This is a genomic window from Bradyrhizobium sp. U87765 SZCCT0048, from assembly GCF_018131225.1.
In the GTDB taxonomy this organism is placed as follows: Bacteria; Pseudomonadota; Alphaproteobacteria; order Rhizobiales; family Xanthobacteraceae; genus Bradyrhizobium_A.
In genome coordinates this window covers 2,983,124-2,996,071 of the sequence record NZ_JAFCMM010000001.1, presented here as the reverse complement: position 1 = coordinate 2,996,071, position 12,948 = coordinate 2,983,124, and the positions used below count along the sequence as shown (strand labels likewise).

The window sequence follows — 12,948 nt, the reverse complement described above, 5'->3', positions numbered from 1 at the left end:
GGCAGGTCAGCCGCGAAAGCAGACGAACCCAGCGCGATCAGCGCCACGGTGCCCAGCAGGATCTTCTTCATCACGTAATTCTCCACTACATCCCCACGCACACTGAGACGGCGCGCTTGAATGGCCGGGTGATACAGGGATTCCATTAAAAAAGCTGTGACGCGGCAGCAACACCAAGACGGAGTCGTGCGGTCGAATGGAACCGCTAACTCCTTGAAAAAGACATCAAATTTCCAAATTTGCTGGAACCATTCCAAGTTCCGGAAACCCGCAATCGTTACGTCCAAAAGTTCAAATTGAGCGGATCTGCCAAGAGTTTGAAAACACACGCGGAAATAGTGAACGCCGATTGCTGCGACATTTTGCGCACCTCCCATGCATCTGGAGATCGCAGAGGCGCGGTCGAAAAAACAAATCAGGGGCCGCGCCGATGCGCAGGCCCCTGTTCACAGGAACGTGAGTGACGACGGCGTTCAGGAGCCGGACAGCGCTGCAATCAGGCGCGTGGCGTGATCTTCCAGCACCTTCGGCGATTCCTTGTGACTCATCGGCGGCAGCAGCGCGACGCCGGTGGTGCGCGGCATCACGTGCATGTGGAGATGAAACACCGCCTGGCCGCCGGCGTGTTCGCTGAACTGCTGCACGGTGATGCCATCAGCATTGAAGGCGCGGCGCGCGGCGCCAGCCATCCTGTGCGCGGTGCGGGCGACATGGGCGAAATCGTCGGCGGAAATGTCGAGGATGTTGCGCGCCGGCGTCTTCGGGATCACCAGCACATGGCCGGGTGAGCGCGGCATGATGTCGAGGAAGGCGAGGGTGTGCTCGTCCTCATAGACCTTGTAGCAAGGCACTTCGCCGCGCAGGATTTTTGCAAAGATGTTGTCGGGGTCGTACGCCGTCATCGGGACCTCTTGCTTGCGAACGTCGCGCGGCGTCACTGTCGCCGCGGTGCCAACGGCGGTCAAGCCGCTCAATCCTGACCGGCGGCGGCTTTGCGGAACGGGCCGGCTTCGGTGATCTCGCTGATATCATCAGCGATATGGCTGCGCTCCTGCGCCAGATATTCGCGCACCGCGCGGCGGAAACCGGGGTCGGGGATATAGTGAGCGGAGTGGGTCGTCTGCGGCAGATATCCCCGCGCCACCTTGTGCTCGCCCTGGGCGCCGGCCTCGACGGAGGCGAGACGGTTGGTGATGGCGAAGTCGATGGCCTGATAGTAGCAGACCTCGAAGTGCAGGAAGGGGTGATGCTCGATCGCTCCCCAGTTGCGGCCGAACAGCGTCTGCGAGCCGATGAAGTTGATCGCGCCGGCGATCCAGCGGCCCTCGCGCCTGGCCATCACCAGCAGCACGTGGTCGCGCATCGTCTCGCCGATCAGCGCATAGAACTTGCGGTTGAGATAGGGCCGGCCCCACTTGCGCGAACCGGTCTCCATATAGAAGTCGAAATAGGCGTCCCACGCCTCTTCGGTGATGGCATCGCCGGTGAGGTGATGGATGGTGATGCCGGCGGCGAGCGCGTCGCGGCGTTCGCGCCGGATTGCCTTGCGGTGGCGTGAGGCGAGGTTGCCGAGGAAATCCTCGAAGGTGGCGTAACCTTCGTTGTGCCAGTGGAACTGGCGGTCGGTCCGCTGCAGGAAGCCGTGCGTCGCAAGACGCTCCCATTCCGCTTCCTGGGCGAAGGTGACATGCACGGACGAGGCGTCGGTGGCCTCGCACAGCCCGATCAGGCCACGGGCGAGGATGTCGCTGACCGCATCGCGGTCGACACTGTCGCGGATCAGCAGGCGCGGGCCCGTAGCGGGCGTGAACGGCACCGTCGCCTGCAGCTTGGGATAGTAGCGGCCGCCGGCACGCTCATAGGCGTCGGCCCAGCCGTGATCGAACACGTATTCGCCCTGCGAATGGGACTTCAGATAGCAGGGCACGATGCCGACGATGGCGCCGTCGCGCCGGGCCACCAGATGGCGCGGTCCCCAGCCGGTGCGCGCGGTGGCCGATCCGGACGCCTCCAGCGCGGCGAAGAATGCATGGCTCACGAACGGATTGAAGACGCCGCCGGCCGGGGTGGCGCAGGCATCCCAATCCGCGGCCGGGATCTTGGCGACGGTCGGATAAGCCTCGAGCGTGAAGTCGGGATCAGGCATTCAGCGGGCGGGTCGGTTGCGGGCCGGGGACACGATCGGCGATGGTCATGGGAAGGCTGTCCTTCTCAGATCGGGACGCAGGGCCCACTTTGCAAGCCGGTGCGCCCGTCATGGCTCCGGCAGGAACCCCTCGAAAATCATCTGGTCGGCGAGCTGCGCCGCACGGCGGCGCTGTTCGTCGGTCCGCACCGTCCAGGTCAGCAGCGGGCAGCCGAAGACGTTGCGGGCGATCCACGGCGCTGGCGCCGGCAACTGGTCGATCCAGTAGGCGACGAAATGCGGCTGAGTCTGGAAGCCGTGGCGCAGCCCGACCATGGCATCGCGCTTCGCCGGAGGAAGATGCTGCCAGTAGTCGTGGTCATAGGTCCGTTGAGCGACGATGCCGCGCGGCAGCGCCGGGGCGATCTCGCGTACCGCCAGCACCTGGTCGGGGTCGAACGACATCGCGACCACCGGACCACGATAGTCCGCGAGCACCTGTGCCATCCGATGCACCAGCCGCCGGTCGCCGGTGAACGCGCTCTTGACCTCGACCACCAGCGGCACGCGCCCGGCCACCAGCGTGCAGAGATCACTGAGCGTCATCATGCGGTCGGTGGTGCCGCGAAAGACGACCTGCTTGAGCGCCGCCGCCGTCATGTCGGCGATCCGCTCCGTGCCGCCTTCGGTCAGCCGGCCGAGCACGGCGTCGTGGTGGACCATCGCCTCGCCATCGGCGGACAGCTGGATATCGACCTCGATGGCGAAGCCGCGATCGGCCGCGGCCGCGACCGCCGACGGCATGTTTTCGATGATGCCGTGCGCGCGGTCATGGAGGCCCCGGTGTGCGACCGGGCGTGCCGTCAGCCAGTCGGGAGCCCGCATCGGCGTCAGGCGATCTCGAAGATCGCTTCGACTTCCACGGCCGCGTCCGAGGGCAGCGCGGCGACGCCGACCGTGCTGCGCGCGTGGCGGCCCTTGTCGCCGAACACCTCGACCATCAGGTCGGAAGCGCCGTTCAGCACCTTGGGACCATCGATGAAGTCGGGCGCGGCGTTGACGAATCCGCCGAGGCGAACGACGCGCGTCACCTTGTCGAGGTCGCCGACTGCGGCCTTGACCTGGGCAAGCAGGTTGATGCCGCAGGCGCGCGCCGCGGCGACACCCTGTTCGATGCTGACGCCGGCGCCGAGCTTGCCCTTGGCGACGAGCTTGCCGTCGGCGCCGAAGCAGACCTGGCCCGACACCACCAGCAGGTTGCCGGTGCGCACGGAGCCGACATAATTGGCGACGGGCGCCGCCGGCGCGTGCAGGGTGATGCCCAAGGTCGCGAGTTTCTGCTCAACCGTTCCGGCCATTGCTCTGTCCTCGATTTCCAAAAAAACACGCGTCGGTCGGCTGCGATGTGCGCAAGGGTTGTCCAGGGCATTGGGCTCGACAGGAGCCCGGGCTCTCAAGCCGATTTGACCGGCGCTGGCCATATTTCGCCCATCAAGCAGCGTCATGCAAGCGTTGCCATGAAGGCCAACATGGCCGTTTTTTAATGGGGTCGCCCGGGTTTTGGAAGGCTGTGCGATTGCGGCGTCCGGGGGCGGCATCTATGGTTGATTCGTCTTTTCAAGGAGGCGGCATGCGTCGCTCGCAGCTTTTCGTTCGCCCAGGTGCCGTGACCGTGCGCAAGTTGGCGCCTCTGCTCGCCGCCGTGGTCGTCGCCTTCGCCGCCGGTGATACGGTGCGGGCGGCACCGGCCGGCGCGACCGTTGCGGCCAGCGTGCCCTTCCTCGCCCATCAGGCGGTCTATGACCTCAGCCTGCGCAAGGCGCGTGGCAACGCCGCCATCAACAGCGCGCGGGGCCGCATTCTCTACAGCTTCTCGGGCAGCAGCTGCGAGGGCTATACCACCGACTTCCGGCAGGTCTCCGAGCTCGACAGCGGCGAGAACAAGACCACGATGAGCGACCTGCGTTCGACCAGTTGGGAGGACGCCGACGGAAAGAGCTATCGCTTCAAGGTCGAGACGCGGATGAACGACAACGCGCCCGCCGCCGTCGATGGCATCGCGGAACGCACCGGCCACGGCATCACCGTCAAGCTCAAGCTGCCGAAGCAGAAGACCTTCACCCTCGGCGAGGAGACGGTGTTTCCGACCGAGCAGGTCAGGCGCATCATTGCTGCCGCAAAAGAAGGCAAGAGCATTCTCGAACTCGTTGTGTACGATGGCTCCGACGATGGCGAGAAGGTCTACAACACCCTGACCGTGATCGGCCAGCCGATCCCGGGCGAACGCAAGCCGGCGCAGCCCGATGCCGGCACCGACAGCGATGCGCTCAAGAGCATGACACGCTGGCCGGTGACCGTGAGCTACTACGACCGTGCCGCCAAGTCGGACATCGGCGAGCAGACGCCGGTGTACGCGATGTCGTTCGAACTCTACGAGAACGGCGTGTCGCGTGCGCTGGTGCTGGACTACAACGATTTCGTCATCGCCGGCGCGATGGGCAAGATCGACGTCAAGGACACCAAGCCCTGCAAGCCCTGATGGGAACGCCCGAAGGTGCGTCGTTGCGCGCTGCTCAGGAATGCCTTTCGTAGAGGCCTTCCACATATGAGTGCCCGAAACAGTTCGGACGCTAATCCGTCTTCGCCGGGCCGTTATAGGCGATGCCTCGGATCACCGCAGCGGCGCCGAATTTCTTCCTGAGATCGTCCATGGCGCGCTCGGCATGGGCGCTGCGGCGGTCGAGCAGGTCGCTGTCGCCAGCGGCGCCCGCGCCAGGCTTCAGCGCGCTGACGCCGGCGCCAATCAGGCGGAAAGGCGTGCCGTCGATCTCCCGCGCCAGCATGTCGCGGGCGGTCGCGAAGATCTTGCCGGCAAGCTGTGTCGGCGCGTTGATCGACTGAGCGCGCGTGCGCTGGCGGAAGTCCGCTGTCTTGAGCTTGAGCGTGATGGTCGAGCCGGCGAGTTCGCCGTTCTTGAGGCGACCCGAAACCTTCTCGCACAGCCGCCACAGCACCTTCTCGAGCGTGGCGAGATCGCGGATGTCGGTTTCGAATGTGGTTTCGCTGGAGATCGTCTTGGCGTCGCGATCGGCGACGACCTTGCGTTCGTCCATGCCACGCGCGAGCCGCCACAGGCGGCGGCCTTCCGGGCCGAACTGGCGCATCAGCTCGATCTCGTCGGCGCGCTGCAGGTCGGCGATCAGGCGAAAGCCGCGTTGCGCGAGCTTCGCCTCGGTCGCGGGACCGACGCCATAGATGAATCCGACGGGTTTCTTGGCCAGCATCTCCGCCGCCTGCGCCTGGTCGAGGGCGGCGAAGCCGCGCGGCTTGTCGAGGTCGGAGGCGATCTTGGCGATGAACTTGTTGACCGAGAGGCCGATGGAGACGGTGATGCCGACATCGCGTTCGATATCGCGGGCGAAGCGCGCAAGCACCTTCGCCGGAATCATGCCATGCAGCCGCTCGGTGCCGCCGAGGTCGAGAAAGGCCTCGTCGATCGACAGCGGTTCGACCAGCGGCGTCAGCGCCAGCATCGCTGTGCGCACTTCGCGGCCGACACGGACATACTTCGCCATGTTCGGGGCAATGACCACTGCGTGCGGGCAGTTTTCGAGCGCCTGGAACATCGGCATCGCCGAGCGCACGCCATAGGTGCGGGCGATGTAGCAGGCCGCCGACACCACGCCTCGCTTGCCGCCACCGATGATCACCGGCTGATCGGCGATGTCCGGATTGTCGCGCTTCTCGACGGTAGCATAGAACGCATCGCAGTCGATGTGGGCCAGTGTCAGGCCGGCGAGGCCGTCATGGCGGACGAGGCGCGGGGAGCCGCAGGCCGTGCAGCGCGTGGTTGTGCGGGGCAGGTCCGACAGACAGTCACGGCAGAAGCACTGCGGCCCCGTGGTCACGGATCCTCACGCTCCCATGTCGGCCCGCCGAGCACCTCGCGCGCGTTGGAGACGATTTTGGCGTCGAGATGCGACGATTCGCAGAAGGCCTTGAGAATTCCCTCGTCGCGCAGCAGGAAATCGAGCACGCCGGTGAGGAATTGCGGGTCCTTCGCAGCCGAGCGCAGGGTTTCCGGCCCGATGCCGGTCTCGGCCAGGAACAGGCCCAAACGCTCGGCGTCGCCGGCGACGAAAGAAAGCGCCTGAATCGCCACGATTTCAGCGACTTCGCGGGGATCGTGGGATCGCTTTGTCATCAATTCTGTTTGCCTTTCCGTAACTTATCGTCTCTATTTTGAATCATCATGCCCGAGTCAGCGGAGCCTTATCAAGCGATGAGGCGTTGTGATTTTGGGGCGTGATCGCGCTGTCCACTTGGTTCGAAGATCTGGCTGGCGGTGCGAAAGTGAATTGTTTGCCGATGACGGATGGATTGCACCGGATAGGAGGGACGGGATGGCCAAGACCGTCCTGATCGTGGAAGACAACGAGCTCAACATGAAGCTCTTCCGCGACCTGCTGGAAGCCCATGGCTATCAGACCGTCGGCACCAACCGGGGCACCGATGCGCTCGATCTCGTGCGCCGTCATCGCCCCGATCTCATTCTCATGGACATTCAGCTGCCCGAAGTCTCCGGGCTCGATGTCACGCGCTGGATCAAGAACGATCCGGAATTGCGCGCCATCCCCATCGTCGCCGTCACCGCGTTCGCCATGAAGGGCGACGAGGAGCGGATCCGCGAAGGTGGATGCGAAGCTTATTTGTCGAAACCGATCTCTGTCGGCAAGTTCATCGAAACGGTCCGGCAGTTCATCGGATAGGGTGAGGTGCGATGTCCGCGCGCATTCTGGTCGTCGACGACATTCCAGCGAACGTCAAGTTGCTGGAGGCACGCCTGTCTGCCGAGTACTTCGACGTCCTGACCGCCAGTTGCGGCGCGCAGGCGCTGGAGATCTGCGAGCGCGCCGAATGCGACATCGTGCTGCTCGATGTCATGATGCCGGACATGGATGGCTTCGAGGTCTGCCGCCGCCTGAAGTCCAATCCCAAGACCCATTTCATTCCCGTCGTGATGGTCACGGCGCTCGACCATCCGTCCGATCGCGTCAAGGGCCTGGAAGCGGGCGCCGACGATTTCCTCACCAAGCCGGTGTCCGACGTCGTTCTGATTGCCCGCGTGCGGTCGCTGACGCGGCTGAAGATGATGACGGACGAGCTGCGCATGCGCGCCATCACCTCGTTCGAGATCGGGATCCAGAGCCCGGAGCGCGAGGCGGTAGCCGATGTCGGCAAGGGCGGCCGCATCCTGCTGGTCGACGATCGCCCGTCGTCCTACGAGCGCCTCGCGCCGGTGCTCAGCACCGAACATACGGTGGATGTCGAAGCCGATCCGAACGAGGCGCTGTTCCACGCCGCGGAGGGCGGCTACGATCTCCTGATCGTGTCGCTGAGCCTGGAGAATTTCGACGGCTTGCGGCTGTGCAGCCAGGCGCGCTCGCTCGATCGCACCCGTCAGGTGCCGATCCTCGCGCTGGCGGATGCCGATAACAATGCGCGGCTGCTGCGCGGCCTCGAGATCGGGGTCAATGACTACCTGCTGCGTCCGGTCGACAAGAACGAGCTGCTGGCCCGTGCGCGCACCCAGATCCGCCGCCGCCGCTACACCGATCACCTGCGCGACAACGTGCAGAGTTCGATCGAGATGGCGATCACCGATGCGCTGACCGGCCTGCACAACCGCCGCTACATGGAGAGCCACCTCGCGACGCTCGCCGAACAGGCCGGAACGCGCGGCAAACCGCTGTCGCTGATGATGCTCGACATCGACTTCTTCAAGTCGATCAACGACACCTATGGCCACGACGCCGGCGACGACGTGCTGCGCGAGTTCGCGGTGCGCATTCGCAAGTCGATCCGCGGCATCGATCTCGCCTGCCGCTATGGCGGCGAGGAGTTCGTGGTGGTGATGCCGGAGACCGATATCAATGTCGCGGCGATGGTCGGCGAGCGGCTGCGCCGTTCGATCGCCGGCGAACCGTTCGCGATCGAGAAAGGCGCCAAGCGCATCGACGTGACCATTTCTATCGGCATTGCGGTGCTTGATCGCAAGGGCGAGCCGATCGGCGACGTCATGAAGCGCGCCGACCAGGCGCTGTACCGCGCCAAGCACGACGGCCGCAACCGCGTCGTCGCCAACGCCGCCTGAGCGGCGCAAACACCTTCCCCGGCAGGTTCGTCGTTCAGCTCGCGTGACCGCGCGATGCGCGCCCGAGACGCGCCGCCTTGCGCGGAGTGGCCGCGGCGCGCGCCACCTGCCGCGCCATCGCGGCGGGCGCATCGACGCGCACGCCGGCATTGCGCAGCAGCACCTGCGCCGCGGCCTTCGCCGCCTGCGCCATCGCCGGATCCCGCCGCACGAGGTCGGTGGTGATCGCGCCGTCGATCAGCACCACGATCTGGGTAGCGAGCGCATCGGCATCGGCGGCGCCGAGCTGGATGAGGAGGCCGCGCACCCACAGCCGCCGGCTTTCCTTGAAATCGAGGGCGATGCGTCGCGCGGTATGGTCCTCGTTGCCCAGTTCGGCGACCGCGTTGACGAACGGGCAGCCGCGATAGTCTGCCCGGCCGGAGGCGCGCGCGAGGCGGTCGAACGCGCCGAGCAACTGATCGAGCGGCGACTTGTCCGAGGGCGGCACCGGCACGGAGCGGCGCGACAGATAGGCCGCGACCAGCGCATCCTTCGACGGAAAGTGGTTGTACAGCGTGCGCTTGCTGATGCCGACTTCGGCCGCGACGGTGTCGACGCCGATCGCGCGAATGCCCTGCAGGTAGAACAGGCGGTCGGCGGCAGCGAGGATGCGCTCCTTCATGGCCTGACCGGGAGCTGCGGGACGTGCAGGGGTGAGCGGCATGACACAGACCTGTGTAGTTTTTCCTTGACGATCGGGGCGCGCCCCAATCTAATTACACCGATCTGTGTAATCAAGCCGCGCGAATGTCGCGGCTGGGGGAGGCCGCGGACTGTATCGGGTCGCGTGGGCACAACAACAAGAGCTCGGGAGAACGAGAACCATGCCGTCGGCCATGCTGCGAACCCTGCGCCCCGCGCTTCCCATCCTGATCGGCGCCTCGCTGATGCTGAGCCTCAGCATGGGGCTGCGCCAGAGCCTCGGCATCTTCATGCAGTCGCTCACCCATGACATCGGCATTTCGGTGTCGGACTTCACGCTGGCGATCGCGGTGCAGAACCTCGCGTGGGGTTTTCTGCAGCCGCCGGCCGGCGCGCTCACCGTCCGCTACGGGTTTCGGCCGATCATGATCGCCGGCGCGCTGTTCTACATCGCGGGGCTGGCGCTGATGGCGGCGTCGCACGGCCTCGTCACGATCATGCTCGGCGCCGGCGTGCTGATCGGCGTCTCGCTGGCCTGCACCGCGTCGGCGATCGCGATGTCGGTGGCGACACGGGCGACGCCGCCGGCGGTGCGCAGCACGGTGCTGGGCCTCGTCTCCGGGGCGGGCTCGCTCGGTGCGCTGATGGCGGCGCCGCTCGGCCAGATCCTCAACCAGACCCAGGGCTGGCGCATCGGGCTGATCGGTTTCGTCGTTCTTTCGCTGGCGCTGATTCCGGCGGCATGGTTTGCGGGCAGGATCGATCGCGTGCCGCTGCCGCGCGCCGCAGGCGCTGAGATTGGCGACGTGTCGGCGGGAGCGGCGCTGCGCGGCGCGCTCGGCAATGCCTCGTTCCTGGTGATGATGTCGGCCTATTTCGTCTGCGGCATGCAGCTGGTTTTCATCACCACGCACCTGCCGTCCTATCTGCAGTTCTGCGGCATGGACCCGATGCTGAGCGCGCAGGCGCTCGGGGTCATCGGCGGCTTCAACGTGCTCGGCAGCCTGTTCTTCGGCTGGGCCGGCGGGCGCTGGAACAAGCTGATGCTGCTCGGCCTGATTTATGTCGGGCGCTCGCTGGTGCTGGCGTGGTATTTCATGTCGCCGCCGACGGCTGGCAGCACGCTGGCGTTCGCCGCGATGATGGGCTTCCTGTGGCTCGGCGTCAGCCCGCTGGTCGCCGGATCAGTGGCCGAGATGTTCGGGCTGCGCTGGCAGGCGATGATCCAGGGCGTCGCCTTCATGAACCACCAGATCGGCAGCTTCCTCGGCGCCTATGGCGGCGGCGTCATCTACGACATGCTGGGATCGTACACGCTGGCCTGGCAGCTTGGCCTCGCGCTGGGGCTGACCGCCGGCGTCGTGCAGGTGGCGTTTGCGCTGGTGCGCCCGTCGGAGCCGCCGCTCGTGGCGGCGGGGCGCAGCTGAGGGCAGGGGCGGCGCTGACGCCCAAACGAACCAGGGCCAAATAAAACAGCGCCAAAATAAAAACGGGGCCGCAAGGCCCCGTCCCATCGATCGGCGGATGGCTCGCGCCGGAGGCGCGATCCGCGACCGCTTCCTTGAACTCTTACTTGATCTTGGCTTCCCGGAACTCGACGTGCTTCTTGGCGACCGGATCGTACTTCTTCTTGACGAGCTTGTCGGTCATCGTGCGCGAGTTCTTCTTGGCCACGTAATAGAAGCCGGTGTCGGCGCTGGAAACCAGCTTGACCTTGATCGTGACCGCTTTGGCCATGGCGAAACCCTCGGGTGTTCTGAAAAAGCGAAAAGCGGGCCAGCCACGCCGGACCCGCGTTTGGGCGGCAAACTAGCCGGGAACGCCGCAAAGTCAAGCTTTTGGCAATAAAATCGCGGTCTTTCCCGGCCGCCATGACGGGGAACCGGCGCGGGGGCGGATTCTGCGGCGGATTCAGGGGGTTGGCGAGCCGATTTGCCGCATCATCCGCGGCACGATCAGGCGGTGGAACGGCAGCACCAGGCACAGATAGGCGCGACCGAGTCGGTTGTGGGTGCGCACGAGAGTGGTTCCGGTGACCTCGCCAGTGCCGGGGGCCTCGATCACCAGGCGAAAATCGAGATGCCGGTCGTCGATTCCGAGCACGACCCGGTCGGGTGCTTCGCTGAGCACGGGGAAGATGCCGAGGCGGGTCATGCTCTCAGGCAGCGGCTCGCGGCCATGCTTGAGCCCGAACGGCGACACGAGGAGGTTGCGCAGCGCCAGCAGCGCCGCGACCCACGGCAGCGGCTGCGTGGCGCGCCGTGCGACGGTGAAGGCGTCGAGCTGCGGATCGACGGCGTCGATGCGGTAGGCATCGGCGAAATCGGCGCCCTGCAGCAGCGCCGCATGTCGGGGATCAGGAGATACGGGCTGCACCTTCATGATCTCTCTCCTCGCACCGGCCGGGGGAGCGCCGCGACATGCCGCGCGCGTCCGGACCGGGGTTTGCCGATCGTAGCAACCCTGGCGGGGCGCGCGCCGGACAAATTGTCCAAGGTGACAACCCACCGCAGACGCCCGTGAACGGCATTGTCACGATTCTGTCGTCGACGGGGGACTAGTGTCCGCGCCGTTTGCCGGCTTGCGGCGAGGGGAATGGATCCCGCGCGACCGGCTGCGCCAGGGAAGACTGCGTGCGTTGCGAATCCGAGCGGCCGTGTCGGGCCATTCCGCCCGCCTTCAATCGCGGCCGTGCCGGCTGGGCGGCCCTCTGGCTGATGCTCGCGCTGACGTCCGGGGCGATGCGGTCCGCCGTCGCGCAGCACGATGCGGCCGCGCCGTTCGATATTCCCGCCCAGCCACTCGCCGCGGCGCTCGACGCCTACAGTGCTGCGACCGGTCTCGTCGCCGTCTACAATGGACGTCTCGCCGAGGGGCGAATCTCCAACGCCGTCCGCGGCACCTTCGCGCCCGAGCAGGCGCTCCACCTGCTGCTGCGGGACAGCGGCCTCGTTGCCCAGTACACCTCGGCGGGGGCTTTTGTCGTCGTCGTCGCGCCGGACGATCCGGGACTGATGCGGACGCCCGCCGCGATCGCGCGCGCCGCATTGTCGGCGCAGGACGCCGTGGAGCGACGCTATTCTGCGCTGCTGCAGCAAAGCGTCAACGAAGCGCTGTGCGGCAGGCCGCTGACGCGGCCCGGCGACTACCGCGCCGCGCTCAGCCTGTGGGTCGGCGCGGATGGCGCGGTGACGCGGGTTCGCCTGTTGAGTTCGACCGGCGACGTGCAGCGCGATGCGCAGATCATTGACGGCGCCACCGCGGTCGCGGTCGGCGAGCCGCCGCCGGCACGGATGGCGCAGCCCTTCACCATGGTGCTGCTGCCGCGCGCCTCGGGCGGCGTCGTCGCCTGCACGGCCACGGAGAACCATCGCCGTGGCTGACGAGCGCGACGAAGCCGATGCGGCCGGCACGGGCCATGGCACCCCCGCGCTGCGTGCGCTGCTGACCGAGCGCTATGGCGACCTGAAATCGCGTCTGGCGCGGCGGCTGGGCTCGACCGAATGGGCGGAGGACGCGCTGCAGGACACCTATCTGCGCCTCGATGGCGCCGAGGCGGTCGGCAAGGTCCGCAATCCCGTCGCCTACCTGTTTCGCGCAGCCTTCAACATCGCACTCAACCAGCGCCGCGCCGAAGTCCGCCGTCTCGGCGCGGCGGAGGTCGAGGACCTCCTGCACATCGCCGACGACGCGCCGGACGCCCAGCGCATCATCGAGGGCCGCTCGGATATCGAGCGGCTGAAGCGCATCATGGCGGAACTGCCGCCGCGACCGCGCGCCATCCTGCTGGCCGCGCGCCTCGAGGGGCTGTCGCGGCAGGCGATCGCGCAGCGCTTTCGGATTTCCGTCAGCCTCGTGGAAAAGGAGCTGCGCCGGGCGCAGGAATATTGCGTCACCCGTTTTCGCCAGGGCCGCGGGAGGCGTTGACGATGATCCTTCAACAAATTGATGCGGGTTTGAGCATCCACAGGTGTCTATGCAACGG

The 12,948-nt window shown here is 66.3% G+C and carries 16 protein-coding genes; 6 read left to right on the top strand and 10 right to left on the bottom strand.

From position 1 onward, the window contains the following. The 5 genes from JQ639_RS13285 to JQ639_RS13265 form a co-directional block, all read right to left on the bottom strand. A partial coding sequence (locus JQ639_RS13285) for a hypothetical protein (RefSeq protein ID WP_211970828.1) occupies positions 1 to 377 on the bottom strand: 377 nt, incomplete at its 3' end. Between the two features lie 96 nt (positions 378 to 473). After that, positions 474 to 902: an HIT family protein gene (locus tag JQ639_RS13280; RefSeq protein ID WP_211970830.1), complete on the bottom strand. Its 429-nt coding sequence runs from the start codon at positions 900 to 902 to the stop codon at positions 474 to 476. A 68-nt stretch (positions 903 to 970) separates the two neighbouring features. Continuing rightward, positions 971 to 2,146, bottom strand: a complete 1,176-nt coding sequence (locus JQ639_RS13275; RefSeq protein ID WP_211970832.1) for a GNAT family N-acetyltransferase — start codon at positions 2,144 to 2,146, stop codon at positions 971 to 973. A gap of 108 nt (positions 2,147 to 2,254) precedes the next feature. Continuing rightward, positions 2,255 to 3,010 carry a glycerophosphodiester phosphodiesterase gene (locus JQ639_RS13270; protein ID WP_211970834.1) on the bottom strand — a complete coding sequence of 252 codons (756 nt, stop codon included), beginning with the start codon at positions 3,008 to 3,010 and terminating at the stop codon, positions 2,255 to 2,257. Between the two features lie 5 nt (positions 3,011 to 3,015). After that, positions 3,016 to 3,483: a RidA family protein gene (locus tag JQ639_RS13265; protein WP_211970836.1), complete on the bottom strand. Its 468-nt coding sequence runs from the start codon at positions 3,481 to 3,483 to the stop codon at positions 3,016 to 3,018. A gap of 272 nt (positions 3,484 to 3,755) precedes the next feature. On the opposite strand from JQ639_RS13265, the gene JQ639_RS13260 reads away from it, so the two are divergent. After that, complete coding sequence (locus JQ639_RS13260; RefSeq protein ID WP_211970838.1) at positions 3,756 to 4,664, top strand: cell envelope integrity EipB family protein; 909 nt, start codon at positions 3,756 to 3,758, stop codon at positions 4,662 to 4,664. 91 nt (positions 4,665 to 4,755) lie between these two features. On the opposite strand, the gene JQ639_RS13255 is transcribed toward JQ639_RS13260, so the two are convergent. Further along, positions 4,756 to 6,033: a DNA polymerase IV gene (locus JQ639_RS13255; protein WP_211970840.1), complete on the bottom strand. Its 1,278-nt coding sequence runs from the start codon at positions 6,031 to 6,033 to the stop codon at positions 4,756 to 4,758. Next, a complete protein-coding gene (locus JQ639_RS13250) occupies positions 6,030 to 6,329 on the bottom strand; it encodes a DUF3572 domain-containing protein (protein WP_211970848.1) in 300 nt (99 codons plus the stop codon). The genes JQ639_RS13255 and JQ639_RS13250 overlap by 4 nt, the downstream gene beginning before the upstream one ends. Positions 6,330 to 6,528: 199 nt before the next feature. On the opposite strand from JQ639_RS13250, the gene JQ639_RS13245 reads away from it, so the two are divergent. Beyond that, a complete protein-coding gene (locus JQ639_RS13245; RefSeq protein ID WP_211970850.1) occupies positions 6,529 to 6,894 on the top strand; it encodes a response regulator in 366 nt (121 codons plus the stop codon). A gap of 11 nt (positions 6,895 to 6,905) precedes the next feature. Continuing rightward, positions 6,906 to 8,279 (top strand): PleD family two-component system response regulator, encoded by a 1,374-nt coding sequence (locus JQ639_RS13240; RefSeq protein ID WP_211970852.1) that lies wholly within the window; start codon positions 6,906 to 6,908, stop codon positions 8,277 to 8,279. Positions 8,280 to 8,313: 34 nt separating this feature from the next. Here JQ639_RS13240 and JQ639_RS13235 read toward each other — a convergent pair whose 3' ends face one another. Next, entirely contained in the window at positions 8,314 to 8,985 is a 672-nt protein-coding gene (locus JQ639_RS13235; RefSeq protein WP_249123719.1) for a TetR/AcrR family transcriptional regulator, read from the bottom strand. Between the two features lie 160 nt (positions 8,986 to 9,145). On the opposite strand from JQ639_RS13235, the gene JQ639_RS13230 reads away from it, so the two are divergent. After that, positions 9,146 to 10,390, top strand: a complete 1,245-nt coding sequence (locus JQ639_RS13230; protein ID WP_211970854.1) for an MFS transporter — start codon at positions 9,146 to 9,148, stop codon at positions 10,388 to 10,390. Positions 10,391 to 10,532: 142 nt separating this feature from the next. Here JQ639_RS13230 and rpmG read toward each other — a convergent pair whose 3' ends face one another. Beyond that, on the bottom strand, positions 10,533 to 10,700 hold the full coding sequence (gene rpmG / locus JQ639_RS13225; protein ID WP_002712167.1) for a 50S ribosomal protein L33: 168 nt from the start codon (positions 10,698 to 10,700) through the stop codon (positions 10,533 to 10,535). A gap of 174 nt (positions 10,701 to 10,874) precedes the next feature. After that, a complete protein-coding gene (locus JQ639_RS13220; RefSeq protein ID WP_211970856.1) occupies positions 10,875 to 11,345 on the bottom strand; it encodes a DUF2867 domain-containing protein in 471 nt (156 codons plus the stop codon). A gap of 251 nt (positions 11,346 to 11,596) precedes the next feature. On the opposite strand from JQ639_RS13220, the gene JQ639_RS35280 reads away from it, so the two are divergent. Together JQ639_RS35280 and JQ639_RS13215 are read left to right on the top strand one after the other, a co-directional pair. Then, the gene (locus JQ639_RS35280; RefSeq protein WP_249123720.1) at positions 11,597 to 12,346 is read left to right on the top strand and encodes an STN domain-containing protein; all 750 of its coding nucleotides are present in this window, start codon (positions 11,597 to 11,599) and stop codon (positions 12,344 to 12,346) included. Continuing rightward, on the top strand, positions 12,339 to 12,890 hold the full coding sequence (locus JQ639_RS13215) for an RNA polymerase sigma factor (protein WP_349644777.1): 552 nt from the start codon (positions 12,339 to 12,341) through the stop codon (positions 12,888 to 12,890). Before JQ639_RS35280 ends, JQ639_RS13215 begins: the two co-directional genes overlap by 8 nt. Positions 12,891 to 12,948 lie beyond the last annotated feature (58 nt).